Genomic DNA, 20,044 nt, shown 5'->3' with positions numbered 1-20,044 from the left:
CTCACCTCACATCGAAAAGGATTACGGCATGAAATCAGTGTCTGCGAATCTCGCCAAGGCTATCGAGACAATCACAGATGCCCCAACAGTCTACGAGGCTCTTTTATGTGTTAAGGAAATTTACGACGTCGATTTCGTCACCTACCATCTCACCGCAACTGTGATCAGCGACCTTGATGCACCATTTGTTCAATCGACTTACAGTCCGGAATGGATCGCACGGTATTTCCTGAAGCGATATGTTCAGGTCGATCCTGTTGTGCAACAGGGCTTTTTGCGGCAGCTTCCATTCGACTGGCGTGAATTCGAAATGACGCCCGAAATCGCAGCATTCTTTGATGATGCCCGGCAGCATGGCGTCGGAGAGTTCGGTTATTCGATCCCCATCACTGACAGGGTCGGCCGGCGGGCGATTTTCTCCCTCAGTGCGGAGCACGACCCGAAAGGCTGGGACAGACTTGTTGCAGGTAATCGGTCAGACTGGCTCGAAATCGCCTATCAGATCCATATGAAGGCGATCACGGAGATTCATGGCGGAGAAGACCCTGTTCCGGGTCTTAGTGCACGCGAGCGGGAGTGCCTGTCATGGGTAGCACGCGGAAAAGATCACAAGGATATTGCACTCATTCTCGGAATTTCCGAGCATACGGCAAGAAGCTACCTCAAGTCGGGCCGGTTAAAGCTTGGATGCGCAACTATTTCATCCGCCGCGGTCCAGGCGATGAAGTTCAGGCTGATCAACATCTGATGTAGCAGCACGAACCCGGACTTTCACCCTCGTGGCACAACAACCATAGACCTTCAATTTTCGGCGCAATACCTCAATTGATTGTGCCCATCTGTAGCAATGGGCAACCTGGGATTTACGTGCATCCTATTCCGACACATGATCGGAGATTGGCTCGTGTTCCTTCTTATCCAACCCTATCAGTATTATCGGTACGCAGGCCTGCTGGAGCAGTCGTTCCGATTGCGGAAGCGGGTTTTTCACGATTGTCTTGGCTGGCAGGTCGATGTGCATCACGGCCTTGAACGGGACGCGTATGACGAGTTAGGTGCTGTCTACCTGGTCTGGTGTGACAAGGACGCGCATCATCTCTATGGTACGGTACGGCTCATGCCGACCACAGGGCCGACATTGCTGCATGATGTGTTCAGGCGAACTTTGCCGGCAAAGGATCTGGTGTCTCCAGCCACATGGGAAGGCACACGAATGTGCCTTGATGTCGACCTCCTCAGAGCGTCTCAACCGACGCTCAGCCCATCCAGAGCGTTTGGGTTCCTTTTACTGGCCCTGTTCGAATGCGCCTTCGCGCATGGCATCAAAACACTTGTGTCGAACTACGAGCCGCCAATGGAGAGAGTATACCGGCGAGCGGGATTGAGAGTAACGGAGATTGGCCGTGCCGATGGTTACGGCCGGCTCCCGGTGTGTTGTGGCGTGTTCGCCGTTTCAGACGAAACTCTCAGTCAGATGCGAACAGTCCTTCGGGTTGCGCAACCTCTATACAGGCGATTTTTGCCAGCGGCGTCAGAAGCAGCCGCAGGACAAACGCCTCAAGGCTCGGACCACATCAAACCTCTTAGAAAAACGGAGCTCTTCTGGACCTGCAACGCAGCCCGCAGCCAGACGTGTCTCTCACGGATGGGAGGAAAATACCTCGGATGAAACTCTGGCTACACAAATTGATCGATACGACGTCCATAATGAAAACCAGCCGAGCGACTGCAGAACTACTCCATCACCTGACCCAAGAGCTGGGGTTTGACTATTATCATGCGCTGACTCTCCGTCATCCCGGGTTTGGGAACTCCGTCTTGTCGAATGCTCCCGAGGCGTGGCTGGACCAATATCGGCAGGAGCATTTCGACAGGATCGATCCAATCCTGGATCGCACCCGTGAAATAATGGCACCATTCGTCTTTGATTTTGAGCATGAGGGAAAACTCGCGCGCGGCCCCCAGCAAACATTCTATTCCAATGCAGACGAGGCGGGCATCAGGGCCGGCATATGCATGCCCGTGATGGCGCCATTCAGCGATTTGTTCACCCTCTCCCTTTTCACCGGCGACGTAACATTGCCCCACAAATACCAATTGCAGCCCGCTTTGAGTGCAAATGCTGTGGCGTTACTCTACAGGTGCGTGGAGGCGACCGCGGCCGCATCGATCAGATCACCGGCTATCGAATTGACGGCGCGACAGTCCATGGTTCTAAAATGGGCCGCCGAAGGAAAAACGACCCAGGAGATAGCGTTCCTTGAGAACATGACGCACCATACGGTGAATTTTCATATGAAGACCATTCGACGGAAACTTAAGACCGTTACCCTTCCCCAGACGACTGCATTGGCCACAAAGTTGGGATTGATCTAAGATTTGGGCTTCAGGCAAACCACTAAGATGAAATCTTCAATAGTAGAAGGCATTGAATTTATAAGAAAATAGCTATCGTTAGCGTGGACAATGGAGAGCGGCGCGACTTGCCTGAATTGGCGAAACCTCTCAGGATGGCATAAAGAAAACCAATCGAGGTCGATCTTAGAACGTCTCCACCTGGAACCTCGCGCAATTTTCCGAGGGACATTCCTACACGCTTTCCGCCAGAAGGGATGCCGACCCGATCCTGAGCGAGACGGCAAATTCTATCCCGAAGTATGCGAGGTTCGCGATGGCGTCGATCAAGACGGGCCGCCGAATTCCATAGGTCTTGGCTCCGGTCAGTTCGAAACTGTTTGGTCTGCTTGGCCTTGTGTGGTCGTGATGACCTAAATCTCCTGCCGCGCCGCCTCCTCGTCCTTCTCCTGATTGGAGCGGAACGATTTGTATTCCCATAGACCTGTCCGGGGATTGCGCCGTCGCCATATGGATTCTAGCCAGAACAGCCCGTCATCGACAGGCTTCACCGGAAACCACGCATACCATTCCCGCCATAGATGCTCCTCCCGCATCGTCTAACCCTTTCCCCCTGATGTTGACGTCATGCGCGGTATGCAACGACTACAGTTCCTCTTGCGATTGTGGCGACACCGAGCCAGTTCGGGAGCGACAGGCGCTCGCCGAGAAACAGCACGGCGAAGACCGAGACGAAGACGACCGACAGCTTGTCGATGGGGGCGACGCGGGCAGCATCCCCCAGCTTCAGCGCCCGGAAATAGTGAATCCAGGAACGCCCGTGGCGGGTCCCAAAAGGATAAGAAAGAGCCAGCTTCTCGGGGAGACCGAGGACGGTTCCTGCCAGTTGCCCCTGATGTAGAGCATCAGGCCCGCCGCCATCAGGATGACGATGGTACGAAAGAAAGTGGCGAAATCGGAGTTGACGTTCTCGACTGCGACCTTGGCGAAGATCGCGGTAAGTGCAGCAAATCCTGCCGAAAGAAGCGCCCAGAACCGCCAGCTTGTGACAAGCGTCTTCATGATCAGCCCCGTGGCCAGTAAGGCGGATAAGAGAAAGCCCGAGGAAGAGGCCGACTGTCGAAACCATCAGCGAGATCGTGACATAACCTGCCGGCAGCCCCCATCGTCCGCGCTCCCAGAGGCTGACGGTGTCGAGCGAAAAGGTAGAGAAGGTCGTGAGACCGCCCAGAAGCCCTGTTGTCATGAACAGACGCACCTCTTGCGGCAGCCCGTAGCGGACCACGAAGAACTCAGTCAAGAGACCCATGACGATGGAGCAGAGGACGTTGACGGTCAGCGTACCCCACAGGAATCCGTAGCCCATCGTCCGGGCGGCAGGCGTGTTCACGGCATGGCGTGCCGCACCGCCGATGCCTACTCCGAGGAAGACGATCAGGTAGGGCATGGCCTCGTCCTCAGCGCTTCGTGTCCGCCAATGCGTCTTCGGTCGCAAGCGAGTGGTCGAGCACGTCCCAGTGCTCGATGTGCTTGTAGATGATCACCTTGTTCTTCAGGAGCGAACCGTGTGTCCGGCAGAACTCTTCGAGCAGCTCACGGTCGGCGATGAGTTCGACGCACATGGTAAGATCAGGGTTCGGTATCTCGAAACCTTCGTGCTGCAGCTTGCCGCTGTTGGAGTAGCCGAAGTGGGTTTGATGGGCGACGGCGTTCATGATGCCGGAGGCTTTGGCCTGCATGACCAGTTCCCGGTAGAGCGGCTTGCCGCCACCGAACCAGCCTCCCGTGCCAACCGCCTTCGCGCGCGGCTTCATGTAGATGCGAACTATCCCGACCTCGCGGGAAGAAAGCTTGTGGCTGGTCATGACGATGGGCCTTCCTGAAAGATTTGCTGTTGTCTGGATCGAGCGCAGGCGCACTTCCGCCAGGAGATCGCCTCTGGCATGAGCGTTCATCTCGCGCATGTGGCGAACGGAGATATCAGGGGGGATGTCGTTGGCGGCGGCGGTCTTCGGCACGCCGACACGCTGTGAGAGGTAGATGCTGGAATGGCCGCTGCAGAGGTAGGCCACGAAGCAGGCGACGGCGATGTAGACGGAATGGGTCGCTCCGAAGAGTTCGATGCCCATAATCATGCAGGCGAGCGGCGTGTTAGTCGCGCCTGCGAAGACAGCAACGAAGCCGAGCGCGGCAAACAGGTCCGGCGGCGCGCCGAGCACACCAGCAACGGCACTGCCGAGAGCAGCACCGATGAAGAAGAGCGGTGTGACCTCGCCGCCCTTGAAGCCTGCGCTCAGCGTCACGATAGTAAAGAGACCTTTCCAGGCCCAGCTCCAGTAGTCGACATCATCGGGACGGAAGAAGCCGAGGATGGTGGCGTCCTCAAGGTTTGGAGACCAGACGCCGAGGCCGAGATACTCGCGGGTCCCCAGGATATAAACGAGGCCGATGAGGATGGCGCTCGCCAGCACCGGTCGCAGCGGCGCATAGGGCAGGATCGCCTTGTAGGCTGACGATGCCAGATGGGAGAGTTCGGCAAAGAAGTGCGCCGCGAGACCAAAGGCAACACCTGCGATCACCACCTTCAGCATCAGCAGCGCATCGAGATGAAAACCGACACCCTCGCCAGCAAGATAGGCAATCGAATAGTGGACATGGCCAATACCCCAGGCATGGCAGGTCCAGTCGGCCACGACGGCGGCCAGCAGTGAGGGAAGCAGCGCCTCGTATTGCATGCGCCCGATCGTCAGCACCTCCAGCGCAAAGACAGCGCCTGCAATCGGCGTCCCGAAGACCGCTCCGAAACCTGCCGCAATACCCGCCATCAAAAGGATGCGGATGTCCGATGGCGTCAACTTGAACAATTTGCCGAAGGCGCTCGCAAGGCTGCCGCCAAGCTGGACGGCGGTGCCTTCACGTCCTGCCGAACCACCGACGAGATGCGTCAGGACCGTCGTGACCAGAATGAACGGAGCCATGCGCAGCGGCACGCCGCCGCCAGGTTCATGGATCTGGTCGACGATGAGATTGTTGCCCCCTTCGGCCGACTTGCCGAACTTGCCATAGGCCCAGACCATCGCAAAGCCCGCGACCGGCATTAGGTAGATCAACCAGGGAAACTCGAAACGCAGCTCCGTCGCGCGGTCGAGGCTCCAGAGGAACAGGGCGACGAGCGATCCAACAACGATCGCCATCGGGACGACGATGACGAGCCATTTTGCGAGGCTGCGGATTTGCTGAAGGCGAAGACTGAAAATAGATGCGAGCGTCATGCGAACGAGGCTCCACCAAAACAGATAGTAATAGAAAAACAGAGCGGACTTTGACTTCCAGGCACGACTCTACTCCTTCGCGTGGTTCGCGTTGAGTAGGAGTCATCAGCTTCATCTGGGAAGCGGTTCGGCTTGGTGCCCGGCAGAATCCATTACCGTCAAAACCGATATGGCATCTCAAAGGTGATTGTCAACGCCCGGCGATGGTGCTCTCTGACTGGACAGCGAGGGGCTGACGTGGTGACACCGCTTACGGACAGTCATACGACGGCCCTAAATCAGCAACGCTGCGCGAGCAAGCGCGGCTCCGGGCCGTATTTTTCGCAAGAAATGCGCCAGTCAGCGTACTGACCAGGTCGCTCGCACAACTAATCCGAACAGTCCCATGATGTTCAGACGAAACAGCCCAGCCTTCAGCTCCCGTTTTCCACGGTCTGGTGCAGCCTTTGGATATGCTTGCGGCAGAGCGACTCGATCAGGGCGTGAAGTTCTGCGGTTCGCTCCTGAAGCCATTCAAGCGCTTCCTCCGATATCTCGAAACGCTTTGAATAGCGCGCCTTGACATAGGCCTCGTTGAGAATGTTGTACCATGCCGTAAAACGCTGATGGTCGCGCGGCCAGATGTCGACCAACCGTCGATCACGATCCTCCGAAAGGCCGCGCAGGAATTTGAGGTTGTGTGACGCAGGTGAATAGTTTGTCACTGTCAGGAGAAAGCAGTTGTAGGCCGTCTCGACCGCCTGATGGAGCAGGAAAACGGCCTTCTTATCCATATCCTTCGCAGAAGCAATTTGGGCGAGTTCTAGAAACTCGCTTGCGCTTAGCATTTCGCGATGAAAATGCTCCTCGGCAACTCTCAGCGCATCGGCAGGGCTGAGAGGCTTGGGCTCGGCGAGCGGTCGGTCATCGAATTCGTAGAGAACTATGCCTTCCCGGGCGATATCGACGAAGAAGGCTTGGCCATCATGCAAAAAATTGCTGATCTCGCGGGCGCCATGCATGATGAGGCCCACGGGCGTCTCGATCTCCTTGTCCCACATCAACCGGTCTGTTGTCTTGTCCCAGTATTTGGGATCGGCCAGTTCCTTGTTGCTGAGGATGACGAGAACGTCGAAATCCGAACGATAACCCTTTGACGTGTGCGGCTCATCCACCCATGTGCCACGGGCGTAGGAGCCGAAAAGGATGATTTTATAAATCCGCCCATCTTTCTTGGCTTCGGACTTCGAGCGCTCGACAATGCCGGCGAACTCTTCATGGATGATCCGGACGACCCTTTCCAGTTCGCGTTGCTTTGTCTGCGGAAGATGTCCGATATCCGATTTCATGGCCTTACCATCGATTCTTCTGGGTAGATATTCTAGCCGCTACCTGCAGGCGATTGCTACTCCACATTGTTGTAGCGCCTGCATCCACATTATGCGAGGCTCGACCGCGCTCAGCAACCATTAATCGTACAAACCTATCAATGTCGCATCTGGACCGAGGCGCTGAACCACTTTATCCTTCCTGGTATTCGAGGCATTCCTCGATCTTAATTGCGCCCTGGCGGAAGGAACTGAAATGGATCTGCGCCAAATGAGCACATTCGTTGCCGTTGCGGAAGAACTGCATTTCGGGCGCGCCTCCATCCGGCTCAACCTTGCGCAGCCTGCCGTCACTGCCCAGGTCCAGGCGATTGAGAAGGAACTGGGCGTTTCCCTTCTCATTCGTTCCACACGCCGTGTTCAGCTTACTCCCGCAGGATCGGTTTTTTACGAGCGTTGCGTTCAACTGCTTCGCGACGTCGACGAAACGTGTGCGATCACACAGGCGGTTGCGGGCAAGGCTGCCAGCAAGATCACCATCGGCACAATTCACCCGGCAACCTTCGGTGTTCTGCCCGATTTTCTTGCCCGAATTGGCCGACGTTATCCGGATATCCGCATTCATATCCGCAACGGCACAACCGAATCCATCGTACGGGACATTGAGCGCGGACAGGTCAATATCGGGTTTGTCCGGCCTTTGGACAACAACGGCGCATTGCGATGGCAGGCGATAACAGAGGAGAGGTATTTGCTCGCCGTCTCCAAAGAAAACGCTTTGGCTGAGGCCGAGACCGTCACGCTGGAAGACCTGCGCCGCCAGAAGATCATTTCCTTCTCGCGTTCAAACCTGTCCTACACGGAGCGGTATTTTCTCGATACATTCCGCGAGCATGAACTCTCCGATCGGATCGTCTATACCTGCGACGATACACTTTCACTAATCGCGCTCGTCTCCGCAGGCGTCGGTGTCGGCTTCGTTCCGGAATGGGCAGCAAACCTGCCGAACAGAAACTTTCGTTTGAAGGCAGTGGAGGAGATTGATCTGCGTATCGGCCTTGGGCTCGCCTGGAGCAATCAGGACCCGACCGCCAATCGTGATGACATCATCGAGATCGGCCGCCAGCTCGCATCCAATACGGCGAAAGGGCCGGCTCCTAAACAGCACCGCAACTGAACATCCGAAGTAGCATGCGGCAGGCCGGGGTTTTTGGTTTGCTGAACAGTCGTGAACGCACTGCTACGTGCGGACCTTATTCTCGCGCAACACAGCAAACACGAAGTCTGTCGTCGTAAATCACCGCGCGACATCTCGGGGATCGGAGAGCTCAGATCGGCGGCATCGAAGATGTTTTCGACGCGGGTGTTGACCGACAAGCCCCGCGCAACCGCGGTGGCAGCGATGTTACTACCCACCGGCCTTTACGCACTTGCTGTCTCGTTTGCCCGGCCATGAACTGGACACAGGTCGGCCAAGCATTGGGGGGCCGAAAGAGGAACCCGTTCTGAAGAATCGGCAGAACCTCTCTTTCCAAGTTATCCTGATAAATTCTATCCCGCCCGCCGCACGGTGTAGCTGCGAGGTACGCCGATCGCATCAATACCCCTCATATGAGGGAGCGCCGTTGTGGGTATTTCCCATCGTACGGACCAACTGCATGTTGTCCTTCATACTACCGTCGGTCGTCGCTTATGTTTTATGTTGGGCAAAGCGGATGGAAGACACTTCTGAGGAATGATAAATGGGGTATCAAAATGTCTCAGAGGCCTTCATTGAGCTAGAAGCTGCACTCACCGTAGCGAAGAAAATCTGCACGCAGAGTCGAGATATCTGCTTTTCGATCACCGACAGTTGCAACGGCAGGCAACTGAATTTCGAAAATGCGTGTGCCATCATCACAGTCGTTGACGGTGGTCTCATTGTAAGGGTCTCCGCCGGAGACCTGCTCACGTTCTACGGCATTCAAACGGTGATCGAGGGTCGCTTGTGGCAGATAGTACCCAGCGCCGCAAGATCAATGACATGGCTACCAGCACGAGAGTTCCTATCAGGACAATCTGCGAGAGCCTAGACAATGGACATGAGAGAATGACGGTCTGAACTGATGTGCGCCCCCCAGATAACAGGGTGAATTTCAAACATTACATCATACGGTGATTGAACTGCGGTTCAAACATTCCAATGCGGACTGTCTGGCTGCTATCTGACCCGCCATCAGACGATGATGCAAGCAGTCGTGGGTAGTCGAAGCTACATGATTCCTCAACGAAAGGAATGTCGGTCATAATCCCTTTTTAGAATTCGTTTGCACGAAAAACACCACCTCTCTCAACAACCCTATAAGCTCTGGCATTATCAACCGATAATAGACGACGAGGCCGTCACGACGCGATTCAACCACACCCGCCTCACGCAACTTTGCGAGATGCGGAGAAAGCGCTGATTGCGATAAATCGACATGGTGGGCCAACTGCTTCACGCTCTGCTCATCCTCGGAGAGTGCCAGCACGACCTCGACGCGCTTTGGGTTCGAGAGGACATCGAGCACCTCATCACATCGTTGGAAATATTCGGCGTACTTGTCTTCAACTGTTCCATGCATACGGGCTCGCCCGCGCAGATTTCCACGGATTTCGTCATAACGTTGGCGTGGGTTTCCGTCTCTTGGAAAGCGCAGAATGGTCCCCGTGGGCCGATCTGGCAAAGATTGACAATGGGCGTTGCGTCGTTCTTGGCTCATTAAAAATCTCTTTGAAATTGTCGGTCTCAATATGAAACTACAAAAAATGTTGAAGCTTGATTGCCCAATCGGATGCTGACTTCTCTAACTCGTCCATTTCCCACTCGTCATCATTTCTGGCTGTCGAATGGCTCGATGAGCAGCTTCCATTGAGCCGATTATCGGGAATAGTGGAAAGTCTCTCATTACCGATCCAACCGCAAAAAAATCGTGGCCGGTATTTTGACGTCACCGGGGTGTCGTTGTCCCCGATGACGATCAGGTATAACTTCCCGCCGTACTTCTCGGAAGTCAGAATTCTTCCCAGCTTTCGGTCACGGCAACGGCACCGCCGCCAAGTCCCACAGCTCCCGCCACTTTCGAAAGCATTCGGCGGGCAGGAGAAATGACAGGCTTGTGTTCGGCTCTCACCGCCGTCGGCCTGCCGGGTTCGACTCTTCCGTCGGCACCGACGCGGAAATCGGATATGATCTCTCGCAAGCGCTGCACCTCGCTCGCCAGAGAGGCACTCGCAGCCGTCGATTCTTCCACCATGGCGGCGTTTTGCTGCGTCACCTGATCCATCTGGTTCACAGCCGTGTTGACCTCGGCAAGACCAATCGACTGCTCTTTGGCCGACGTTGATATGGCGTCGAGCTGCGTGTTGATCGAAACAACCTGCTCCTCGATCACCTTAAGGGCTTGGCCCGTTTCCTGAACCAGCTTTACACCCGTGCTAACTTCATCCACGGAGTTTCGGATAAGATCCTTGATCTCCTTGGCCGCTTGAGCCGACCGCTGAGCAAGCTCGCGCACCTCCTGAGCGACCACCGCAAAGCCCTTGCCCGCTTCCCCGGCCCGCGCAGCCTCGACACCGGCATTCAGCGCCAACAGGTTGGTCTGGAAGGCAATCTCATCGATGACACCGATAATGCTGGATATCTGGTTCGACGACTGTTCAATGCGCTGCATGGCGATTACAGCATTCGAAACCACTTCGCCCGAGCGGCGCGCCGACTTGTTGGCTTCGATTGCCACATGACGTGCTTCTTCGGTGCGTTTGGAGGAGTTTGCAACGTTGGTGGTAATCTGGTCGAGAGCAGCTGCCGTTTCCTCAAGCGACGCGGCCTGCTGCTCCGTCCGTTTTGAGAGGTCTTCGGCACTCTGGCTGATTTCACGCGCGCCACTATCGATTGATCCTGTGGCGTTCGCCACAGATCGCAAGCTGTCTGCCAACTGTCCAACGGCTGCGTTAAAGTCAGACCTCAATGCTTCGAAATCAGTGGCAAAGGGTTCGTTCAGTCGGAACGTCAGGTTCCCGCTCGACAGGTGCTTCAGTCCTTCCGCGAGGCCCGACGTCGCCTGTGTCATCTGCTGGGCGCGCTCACGCTCAAGTTCCGCAACCCGCAGTTGCTCCGCCTCGCTGGCCGAGCGCGTCGCGGCCGCTTCCTGTTCAAGTTCCCTTGCCCGCAGGCCGTTTTCCTTGAATACTTGGACGGCCCTCGCCATACCCCCCACTTCATCGCGGCGATCCGTACCGTCGACGCCGGCGCTCAAATCCCCATTGGCGAGCACATTCATGGTGGCGGATATCCGCTGGATCGGACGCACCAGCCAGGAACGAATAGCAAGGAAACCGACGGCGAGAACGATGATCAACCCGAGGATGACAGCTGCCAGGGTCGTGGCAACGGTGCTGCTGGCTTGTGCGGACAGCTCCTCACCCGTCTTCTCAGCAGCATCGACGATCTCATTCGTTTCAGCTGTAAATTTTGGAGTGAGCGCGCTGAAAGCCGGCTGACACTGGCTCAGAAACAGCTGCTGTGATGCGGCAATGTCTTGCTCCGTCGTCGCGTTTCGCGCCGCCGCAATGGTTGGGCCACAAACCTCTTTCATGACCTTGAGGCCTTCGGTCTTGAGGAGAGCAATCTCGGCGCGCTGCGGGACAGCGCCAGCAACGATGTCCATATATTTCACAAAGCCGGCTTCAGCATCCTTGATGTCCTTTTCCGCCCGTTCGTTCAGGTCTGCCGAGCGCGACATCAACAGTTCTCCGATGGACGCTCGTGCTGCCTGGAGGTTGCGATTCGAGCGAGCCAAATATAAGGCGGCGGTTGACTCGCCATCCATCAGGCCGGCATAGTCTTCGTCAACACTGGCAATCTGTATTCCTGAATAAACGGCGACTCCGAGAGAGAACAACCCGAAACATGCCATTATAAGGAAAAATTTTGCGACGATAGAGATGTTTTTCATGTATCGCTCCTGCAACAATTGACGTTCAGTAGGAGGGACCACAAGCAATTCATTCGCCGGGTGCACCGATGGCGGTATATGATGAAAGAAAATTTCAAATATCCGAAATTTACTTCACGACATAATACCTGCCGAAGCCGATCAAGATTATCATTTCATTTCAGCATCACGATATCTAACGTGATAATATTTTATATTCGTTAAGGATGACGTTCTTGTAAGAGGTATTTAGCGCAGTTAAAGAATCTGCTCTGGCAGCTCTGGCCTATGCACGGACCCGGCGAAGGTCGCGTTCAAAATGTTGTCAGCTCTCTGAAACCATCCCCATAATAGCAGTTGCAAGTACACAGTTATACAATCAAATGTTTTAGCTCAATATCATAACACGCTGGTGCTGCTACCGGTGCGAGGGACCGTTTGGCCCGCCTTCTTGTTTTGTAGAGCTACAATTATGAATGTTTCAACCGCTATACCTACGACCATCGCCTTACCGCCACCCCTGCCGTCACCCAGCCCTGCCCCGTCATCATCCTCGGCCGTGACGACAATGGCAGGCCCCACGTGTCATTCTTCCCTGCCACCGATAGCCGCGCAGCGGAAAAAGCCGCAGAACTGCTTGGCATGGTGACGCTTAAGGTGGAAGGCGACGAACTCAGGGCGTTTCTCGGCCGGTTGCCACAGGGCAAGCTGTTCGATAGTGGCAAGGCCTTCGTGCCGTTTGTGAAGCAGGAGCTTTATCAGACCATCGCCGCCTACCTATACGCCTGCCGTGGCTGGAGAACACTCCTACCAAAAGGGCAATAGCTCGCAGGTCGTGTTGAAGACGCCAGATCCTTTTGGCGATGAAGCATTTTTGCGGGTTCCGCAGCACGGCGTGGTCGCGGAGGTCGGCCGTGATCGAATACACGCTGATCGCATCGCCAAAATTGTTCCGAGGCTGCGCGTCACCAAGCAAAACTGGAACCTTCCCGCTGGCCAGACAACGAATGTCAGCATTGGCACCTAATGGGCGGGTAACCGGGCCTGTGGGTGAGAACGATAAAGTCACGCTCAACATTAGGCTTGAAGGCGTAGTGGTTCTTAATCTCATCAGGGCCAGGAAAGGAAGTGATGACCGTCGGATTGCCCTGCTCAAGCTCCCACGGGTAATGGATGTTTCCGTTGCTCAAGATGACGAAGCGGGCATTCTGAGAGCGGGCATACTTGCGCGCCTGCCCCTGCCTATCCGAGGATCTTTATCTTCCGATTTCGCTTCCAAGACGATCAGCGGCTTGCCGTCTTTGCCCAGCAACAAAAAGTCGATGAATCCCTTCGCGCTTTTCTCAAAGTCCGCACCGAGACTTTCGATGTGCTCAGCTTCAGCTTGACGTTCGGCTCAAGAGCGACATTCGCGGGACCGCTTGTCATCGAAGAAGCGTCAGCCAGCGGCCTGCAGCAGCCGTTTGATTTTGATCCTCGCCGTCGCTTCCTTGCGTAGTACCAACGCCCATCCCCCGGGAAAATTCAGCCATCATTGCGCCTTCGGAATAAAACCCACAGTAAATCCGAACAATCGGCCAATCTTCCCTAAAGTTTCGAGCGTTGGGTTCGCCGTCCCGGCTTCGATCTCAGCAACTTGGCGCCTGGTGAGCGATAGCGTCTTGGCGAATTCGTCCTGCGTCAAACCAAGCCCTCTTCGGATTTCAACAACAGCCTCAGGTAACCTCAAGTCGCCAGTCCGAGCGCGTTCCGCCAGTGTTCGCCGGTTCTCAAGAATTTCCTCTTTCGTTGGCTTTCTCCATCGAGCCATTTAGCTGTCCTCCGGCATCACTGGCACGCCGCCAGAACGCTCTCCGCGATTTCAATGCAGCGGCCCATTGCACGCTCCAGAATTTCCGGAGACCCACCCATATCTTTCGCCATAGCTGGTGTTTGCCGGAGGTAACCGGCAAACACGGAAAGCTCAGCTGCGAGCGCATTCTGCTCATCAGGATCAGGGATCAGTTCAGCGCAAATGCGTTTCCAATCGGGAAGGTGATCGCGACCACCGTCCCGCATCATGGTCCAGCGGGTGGAACGAACGATCCCCTCTTTGGCAAGCCGCATTGGCGCGAAATCAAAGAGCGGAGACAGGCGGATCGTGCCGTCCAGGTGCTTACTCAGTGCAGAATTTCGGCCGTGATTATCGGGATTGCCGAGCGCCAAATTGGCGATGTCCCGCTTCAGGTATTCGACAATGTCCGCGAAGGGATTGGCAGAATATTGGCGCAAAACGTCGATGTAGTCCTCATGCGAGCCGACATGACCAAAATCAGCAACCCCGATCGCGGATACCAGGCTTTCTTGGCCCAGCCTAACGGTTCCGCCACCTTCTTTTTTCTTCCGGTCGAACCGAGGAATGATCAGGACACTTTCGGCATAGGTCGAAGGTTCGTCCACATTCAGGCCGATCTCTTGAGCGATCCGCGAATAGAGGGCTTCGCCTTCGAGTATAAGGCGGTCCACGGGCTCGCTGCTGCGGACCAGCTTGACAATGACGTGGCGCACGGCCTCATCATCAGTCACGAAGCTGTCGGGATAATAGAGACCGTCATTCGCTTGGGTCATCGAGACCTTGGGCCATTCGCCTTGCAGGCCGCTTGAGCCAGAGGCGAGCATTCCGAAGCGATCGGCGACTTCCATGAAACGATCCGAGCGCTCAAGCATTTCCGCTTCTGTAACCCCTTGGCGCTCAACACCGCGCAGCCGTTCCGTCTCGGCCTCCGCCGCTTCTTTGATCCGGATATTGCCTATGCCGCCCGTCGCCGATCGCAGAAGCAGCGGTAGATCAGAAGCGCGCGAGCCTTCAGCAAGACTGAGATGCTCGGCAAGCTTTCGCCTTGCATGACCCTGGGGCATAAGATCCAAGAGGAAGGGCGGCCAGCTGCGGCTATATCGATTTTCGAGATCAACGGGATATCGGACAGATAACGCGCGATGGTCGCGAACCGTTTTTCCACCCGCGAACTCCGCAGATGCAACTGTGACGAAATAGTCGAGATCGTAATCGACGATGGACGCGCCCTGGAAGCCGGCCGCGTCATCCTTAAGTTCCAGCGTCGCGGCGTGGTGCCACTGGCCATAAAAATGGGTTTGGAGCGTTAGGCGCATTAATTGACCCTTTCAATGGTTCAATTAACGCATATTTTCAATTTATTCAACCCATCAAAGTGGGTTGAATAACTGCCCTTGGACTGCCATCTACTGAAGCGGTCATTAAAACTCCTGATCCGGCTGACCATCTTCCGGCCACGCAACGCATTGCCGTAAGCGAACAGCATGAGGGACAAGCTCAGCACGGGTGTTAGCCATTCATTGGTTAAAGAGGATAACGCCGCGGGCGCGGTCGAGTACACGCCGGTGGCGCTCTGCTACGATGTTCTGGCTTGCCTGCATGCGGACAACCTGCTGCAGAACCTTCAACTGTTCCCGCATTACCTCGAACGCACGGCGCTGAGCAGGCGGCACGCGATTGATAACATCCAGCTCTCCACGCAGGATAGCATTGCGGCCGAAGCGCTCGTCGAGGGCGCGGCTGACGGTTGCAAACTCCTTACTAATGGCGGGATCGAGAGAGCCGGCAGCAACGTCGAGCCTGCCGTTCTTTTTCTTCATCGCCACTGAGAGTTCTCTCAGTGCATCTTCGGCGGACGGCGACAGTCCCGGGATGGCAATGCTCATGCGCTGGCGCTCCTCAGTGATCGCCTCCCTCTCTGCATCAAATGCGGCCCTAAATGAGGTGGCCAATAACCGCACACGGCTTGCCGCCTCCGGGACGGCACGGAAAGCCTCCTTCCGCTCCTGGCCGACAGCGAGCAATTTGTCCATGATACGGCCGGAGCCTCGCAACGCGCCGTAGGCAGCGGGATCATTGCTGATGGCCGCAGCGATCCGCTCACCGGCAAAGCCCTTCAGGATCAGATCTTCAATCTTTCCGACAGCACCTGCCGGATCGCGCCAGATACGCGCTGCCGCGTTCGCAAGGGCGGCGCGATTTTGACTGTAGTGAGGAACAGCTCGCGCCCTCTCCCGCGCCTCGTGGTCGATCGGGGTTTCAAACTCTGTTACAGCTGCAAGCATTGGCAACACCGGCACCGTCTCTTTCCCAGGCAGGACGCTGGCGCCGGTAACGATCCTGGAGCGATCTTTCCTTTCGGCAAGATGCTGTTCTTCGGCAAAGCGGCGTATGGCGGCAAAAAGACGATTGAGCTTTTCGCGCCGGTCGAGGTCAAGGTCGTCCGGCATGCGCTCGATCATGTTGCGCTGGGCAACAGTGTCTGCCTTGTCGGTGAAGGCGGACCAGCCGAAGCGAGCGTTGAGAGCGTCGTTGACCCCCCTCACCTCTTGAACAAAAAGGCGATCCTCCGCCGCGTAGGCGAAGGCCGTCTTGTAGGCATCCTTGCCACCGCGCTCGCGTACGGCTTCGATTTCGGCAAGGCGCGCCATAGCCGGTTTGGAAAGCGCCGGGATCGACAACGACATATGCGCGCGCCGTTGCTCCTCTCGCATGCCGAAGCGTTCGACCTGGCGGCGGAACTCTGTGGCATGGGAACGCGCCAGCGGCAGCAATTCGGACAAGGCCGACACCGCCGCATCGCGCTCGGAGCGGGCCGCGCGGCCATCGACAAGAAGATTCGATCCACGCAGACGGCCGAGACGCTGCGGCGAGGCCTCAAGATCGTCGGCAAGCTCGCGGGGCGCAATCCGCGCGTCGGAGGCAAGCGCGTTCAGTCTTGCAAGCGCACCTTCGGGATCGCGATAGATCTTTTGCAAGACTGGGCGAAGAATGGCGTCGCGTTCCTTCCAGTGATCCGAGCGAAGCTGCGCTCGGCGGGCATCCTCGCCGACACTGCGGGAAAACAATGTTTTCGGCGGGATGAGATATTGTCGATCCGTCGGAATTTTTGCCGTCCGGGTTTCGGCTCGTTCCTCACTATAGGAAACACGCTTCTCGCTTTCGATCGCGAAGCCGAGCGCCACGCTCGCCCGCTCCCAAAGCTTCGCCACTTGCTCGCGCTTCTGCGCCAGCCACGCCAGCTGCCGCGCCGCTCCGTCCTCCATCCAGGCTGCGACCCCAGAGAGCGTATCGATACCGCGACGCTGGGCAAAATCGCGGGCGTGCGCCCGGTAGCCGGCCTCGCTCTCGAAATCGAGGGTCGTCGTCTTGGCGCCGGAGCGGCCAAGACGCTCCACCAGTTGCTTGAACAGTTCCGGCCGATGGCTCTCCTCCTCGAGGCGCTGCCGGCGAACCTCTGTCGTTTCAATCCGTTTGGCAGTCCAGACGTTTCGATGGACCGTCCGTTCCTCGAGCCTCTTCTTTCCCGTTTTTTCGTCGATGACGGGCACCATCACCGTCACCCGTTCGACACCGTCCTTGCGCAGCGTCACCGTGTCGCCTTCCGACACGCCGGCCTCCTCCAGGGCCTTCGGAAGGCTTACGCCCCAGAGCCGATGCACGCTTCCGTCGTCCGTTTTCACATCGGCGTAGGGGCTTTTATCGGCATCCTCGTCTTGCGGCCTGAACTTCGCATTGCCGGTTCCGACCAGCTCGCCCGTGACGCCTGCGGCGTGATCAACCAGGGATCTTTTCCCCCATTCCGGCTTCGGCACAAAGTCCTCGCGAGCGGCATAAAGATCGGCCCGGTCGCGATGGCGGGTCATCGACACGTATGTCAGGTGCTGATCCATCATGCTGGTTGCGAGCACGAATGTCCTGTCGACGGTCGCACCTTGGGACTTGTGAATGGTCGCAGCATAACCGTGATCGACATTGCGATAGCTGTCTTCGCTAATGACGACATCCCGGCCATTATCGAGACGGACCGATAGTTGTGGGTCGCCGTGCGTGTCGCCGGTGTAGACGACCGTGCCGAGCATGCCGTTTTTGACATATTGGGGTCCAAGCTTTTGCGCACGCGGCTCGAGGAACCGGGCGTTTTGGAGGAAGATGATCCGGTCGCCGACGGCGAACTCCCGCACGCCTCGTTCCGTTTGAAATTCACGAGAGACGGTCAGGGCGCCTTCATCTTTCATGACGTTGCGCAGCGCTTCATTGAGCCGCCTTACGTCGTCATTGGTATGGGCGAGAACGAGCAGTTCGTCACCACGCATGCGAACCGACTGTTCTTTATCGGCATATTGCTGGATGAGGTCGCGGCGAGCGCTCGTCCAGTCAGCAACGATGCGCTCCACAGCTTCAGCCCGGCTCTCCGCCTCGACAATATGCCCCCGCTGCGCATAAGCATCCAGCCCCTCCTCGACCTTGCCGCGGGCGAAAAGACGGGAGGCCTCTCGCGCCCACTCTTCACGCTGGCGCCGCACACCGGCAAGTTCGGCAGAACCAATCCGTTCGGAAATCGCCCGAAAGGCTGCGCCGGCCTGGATCGGTTGAAGCTGCATTGCATCGCCGACCAGAACCACCTTGGCTCCAGCCTCCTCGGCGCGCTTGAGCACACGCGCCATCTGCTGCGACGAGACCATGCCAGCTTCATCGATGACAAAGATGTCCCGCCGGTCGAGGAGATCGCGTCCGTTCTCCCAGGCTAGTTCCCATGAGGCGAGCGTGCGCGATCTGATGCCGGAACTATCCTCAAGCCCTTCGGCCGCCTTGCCAGCAAGCGCCGCCCCGAAGACGCGGTAGTTGCCGCTCTCCCAGGCGATGCGCGCCGCGGCAAGCAGCGTCGATTTTCCCGCACCGGCATGCCCGACCACAGCGGCGATGCCAGTGTCGCCGGCGACATGATGGACAGCCTCCACCTGTTCGCGATCAAGCGTGAACGGATTTTCCGGATTGGCGGTTTCTATGGTTCTGACAGCCGCCGCAATCTTCGCCGCGGCGACGCCGAACCCCTTGCGCCGGGCCAGAACTTCCGCCGACTGCGCCATGTCATATTCGGTGCGCAGGATATCGCGTGTGGTGAAGACCGCAGGTTCGGCCACCTTGCCGGTCTGCAGGTTAGCCTGTTGCGGCTTCAACAGCACGAGGTCATTGGAGGCCATCAGCTTGGCGCGTATATTGGCGAAATCAGCGGGATCGTCGACATAGCGGTGCAGTGCCTTGGCGATGTCCCGTTCATCGAAGGTGGAGCGCTCGTTGCCGAGTCGTTTCAGGAGTAGGTGCGGATCGGCCAGCAGCCGGTCGGCCATCTCCTGCCGGCGCGCGAGATCGGCCGGAGCGAAATACATCGCGGCACCCTTGCGGGCGAGCGCTGCCTTTTCCGGCCCGAGATGTTTCTGGGCAATCCCGTCGAGCCCCTGTTCGGCATAGGAACGCCCGTCGAGGCGGATCTCATGGCCGGCAAGCGCCAGATGCCGATTGGCCGTATCCGCCCAGGCAATCTTCCATGCCTTCATGGTTTCCTTGTCGCCGGCCCAGAGCCTGTAGACGATCTTGCCCTTCGGTCGGTCCGGCGTGACGACCCGCAACGGCTCGCCGTCGGCGCCAAGCACCGGCACTTTCTTCGGCCCGAAACCCTGTTCCGTCAGAGGTCGAAGCGCGGTCATCAGGTGGATGTGTGGATTGCCCTGCCTGTCATGATAAACCCAGTCGGCGATCATGCCCTTGGACGTCAGGTTGTCCCGGACGAACTCGCGCACAAGGGCTATGTTCTCTGATCGCGTCAACTCTTCCGGAAGCGCGATGATCAACTCGCGGGCAAGCTGCGCGTCGGCACGAGTTTCGAATGCGTCCACTGCATTCCAAAGCGCCTCGCTGGCCGCAACGACGCTCTTCCCATCGATGGCCGCGCGCAGCCAGGCCGGTACCTGGTCCGGCAGCGCCAACTCCTCGTGTTTCAGTTCGGCGCCGCCGCCACGGTAACTGAAGGAGGTTCCGGCCTGTTCGTCCATCATCCGCGCCCGATGACGATAGGCGGCGGCCGAAACGATACTGCGTCCCGCTCCCCTGCTGATCACCTGCGCTCTGACGAACATGATCGCCACTAACGTCTCCAGTCCTTCCAGGCACGTCGCGTCAGCGACGTATATTGCGCCCTCAAATCAATCGGCCTGACAAGACCGATGCTGCTTTTCCGGAAGACGGCCCTGCTGGGATTTCCAATATCGACGTTTGGGGGCTTGTGTACGGTAGCGCGTTTGACTAATATTTTCTAGTTAG

The 20,044-nt window shown here is 57.2% G+C and carries 15 protein-coding genes, 2 pseudogenes and 1 riboswitch; of the genes and pseudogenes, 7 read left to right on the top strand and 10 right to left on the bottom strand.

Going from position 1 to position 20,044, the window contains the following annotated elements:
* Nucleotides 1-28: 28 nt before the first annotated feature.
* From ACQZ6D_RS20330 to ACQZ6D_RS20320, 3 genes are all read left to right on the top strand, one after another.
* A complete protein-coding gene (locus tag ACQZ6D_RS20330; protein ID WP_112182988.1) occupies nucleotides 29-748 on the top strand; it encodes a helix-turn-helix transcriptional regulator in 720 nt (239 codons plus the stop codon).
* Nucleotides 749-904: 156 nt separating this feature from the next.
* Nucleotides 905-1,669 (top strand): acyl-homoserine-lactone synthase, encoded by a 765-nt coding sequence (locus ACQZ6D_RS20325; protein ID WP_112182997.1) that lies wholly within the window; start codon nucleotides 905-907, stop codon nucleotides 1,667-1,669.
* The gene (locus tag ACQZ6D_RS20320) at nucleotides 1,666-2,376 is read left to right on the top strand and encodes an autoinducer binding domain-containing protein (protein ID WP_112182987.1); all 711 of its coding nucleotides are present in this window, start codon (nucleotides 1,666-1,668) and stop codon (nucleotides 2,374-2,376) included. Before ACQZ6D_RS20325 ends, ACQZ6D_RS20320 begins: the two co-directional genes overlap by 4 nt.
* 392 nt (nucleotides 2,377-2,768) lie before the next feature.
* Here ACQZ6D_RS20320 and ACQZ6D_RS20315 read toward each other — a convergent pair whose 3' ends face one another.
* The 5 genes and pseudogenes from ACQZ6D_RS20315 to ACQZ6D_RS20295 all read right to left on the bottom strand — a co-directional run bounded on the left by ACQZ6D_RS20315 (nucleotide 2,769) and on the right by ACQZ6D_RS20295 (nucleotide 6,955).
* Nucleotides 2,769-2,951 carry a hypothetical protein gene (locus ACQZ6D_RS20315; protein WP_112182986.1) on the bottom strand — a complete coding sequence of 61 codons (183 nt, stop codon included), beginning with the start codon at nucleotides 2,949-2,951 and terminating at the stop codon, nucleotides 2,769-2,771.
* Nucleotides 2,952-2,980: 29 nt separating this feature from the next.
* Nucleotides 2,981-3,417: pseudogene (locus ACQZ6D_RS20310) on the bottom strand (EamA family transporter).
* A 31-nt stretch (nucleotides 3,418-3,448) separates the two neighbouring features.
* A pseudogene (gene crcB / locus ACQZ6D_RS20305) lies at nucleotides 3,449-3,802 on the bottom strand (fluoride efflux transporter CrcB); the annotation flags it as partial.
* Between the two features lie 10 nt (nucleotides 3,803-3,812).
* On the bottom strand, nucleotides 3,813-5,627 hold the full coding sequence (locus ACQZ6D_RS20300; protein ID WP_112182985.1) for a voltage-gated chloride channel family protein: 1,815 nt from the start codon (nucleotides 5,625-5,627) through the stop codon (nucleotides 3,813-3,815).
* 89 nt (nucleotides 5,628-5,716) lie between these two features.
* Nucleotides 5,717-5,793: riboswitch (Fluoride riboswitch) on the bottom strand.
* Between the two features lie 247 nt (nucleotides 5,794-6,040).
* Entirely contained in the window at nucleotides 6,041-6,955 is a 915-nt protein-coding gene (locus ACQZ6D_RS20295; protein WP_112182984.1) for a nucleotidyltransferase and HEPN domain-containing protein, read from the bottom strand.
* Nucleotides 6,956-7,190: 235 nt separating this feature from the next.
* Between ACQZ6D_RS20295 and ACQZ6D_RS20290 the strand changes: the two genes are divergently transcribed.
* Both ACQZ6D_RS20290 and rctB read left to right on the top strand, forming a co-directional pair.
* Nucleotides 7,191-8,111, top strand: a complete 921-nt coding sequence (locus ACQZ6D_RS20290; RefSeq protein WP_112182983.1) for a LysR family transcriptional regulator — start codon at nucleotides 7,191-7,193, stop codon at nucleotides 8,109-8,111.
* Between the two features lie 565 nt (nucleotides 8,112-8,676).
* Nucleotides 8,677-9,006: an SMa0974 family conjugal transfer regulator gene (gene rctB / locus ACQZ6D_RS20285; RefSeq protein WP_112182982.1), complete on the top strand. Its 330-nt coding sequence runs from the start codon at nucleotides 8,677-8,679 to the stop codon at nucleotides 9,004-9,006.
* A gap of 210 nt (nucleotides 9,007-9,216) precedes the next feature.
* Here rctB and ACQZ6D_RS20280 read toward each other — a convergent pair whose 3' ends face one another.
* Together ACQZ6D_RS20280 and ACQZ6D_RS20275 are read right to left on the bottom strand one after the other, a co-directional pair.
* On the bottom strand, nucleotides 9,217-9,675 hold the full coding sequence (locus tag ACQZ6D_RS20280) for an ArsR/SmtB family transcription factor (protein WP_080581032.1): 459 nt from the start codon (nucleotides 9,673-9,675) through the stop codon (nucleotides 9,217-9,219).
* Nucleotides 9,676-9,966: 291 nt separating this feature from the next.
* Nucleotides 9,967-11,910 (bottom strand): methyl-accepting chemotaxis protein, encoded by a 1,944-nt coding sequence (locus ACQZ6D_RS20275; protein WP_003517369.1) that lies wholly within the window; start codon nucleotides 11,908-11,910, stop codon nucleotides 9,967-9,969.
* Nucleotides 11,911-12,471: 561 nt separating this feature from the next.
* Between ACQZ6D_RS20275 and ACQZ6D_RS20270 the strand changes: the two genes are divergently transcribed.
* A complete protein-coding gene (locus tag ACQZ6D_RS20270; RefSeq protein WP_162633848.1) occupies nucleotides 12,472-12,714 on the top strand; it encodes a hypothetical protein in 243 nt (80 codons plus the stop codon).
* Between the two features lie 89 nt (nucleotides 12,715-12,803).
* Entirely contained in the window at nucleotides 12,804-13,277 is a 474-nt protein-coding gene (locus ACQZ6D_RS20265; protein ID WP_162633847.1) for a hypothetical protein, read from the top strand.
* A gap of 143 nt (nucleotides 13,278-13,420) precedes the next feature.
* Here ACQZ6D_RS20265 and ACQZ6D_RS20260 read toward each other — a convergent pair whose 3' ends face one another.
* The 3 genes from ACQZ6D_RS20260 to traA all read right to left on the bottom strand — a co-directional run bounded on the left by ACQZ6D_RS20260 (nucleotide 13,421) and on the right by traA (nucleotide 19,869).
* A complete protein-coding gene (locus ACQZ6D_RS20260) occupies nucleotides 13,421-13,699 on the bottom strand; it encodes a helix-turn-helix transcriptional regulator (RefSeq protein WP_003517384.1) in 279 nt (92 codons plus the stop codon).
* Nucleotides 13,700-13,716: 17 nt separating this feature from the next.
* Nucleotides 13,717-15,039 (bottom strand): type II toxin-antitoxin system HipA family toxin, encoded by a 1,323-nt coding sequence (locus ACQZ6D_RS20255; RefSeq protein ID WP_111801742.1) that lies wholly within the window; start codon nucleotides 15,037-15,039, stop codon nucleotides 13,717-13,719.
* Nucleotides 15,040-15,240: 201 nt separating this feature from the next.
* Entirely contained in the window at nucleotides 15,241-19,869 is a 4,629-nt protein-coding gene (gene traA, locus ACQZ6D_RS20250) for a Ti-type conjugative transfer relaxase TraA (protein ID WP_448730160.1), read from the bottom strand.
* Nucleotides 19,870-20,044 lie beyond the last annotated feature (175 nt).

It is taken from the genome of Agrobacterium sp. 22-3639C2 (genome assembly GCF_053522105.1).
Note: the sequence above shows the minus strand (reverse complement) of the source record. Positions and strands in the feature narration are given on the sequence as shown.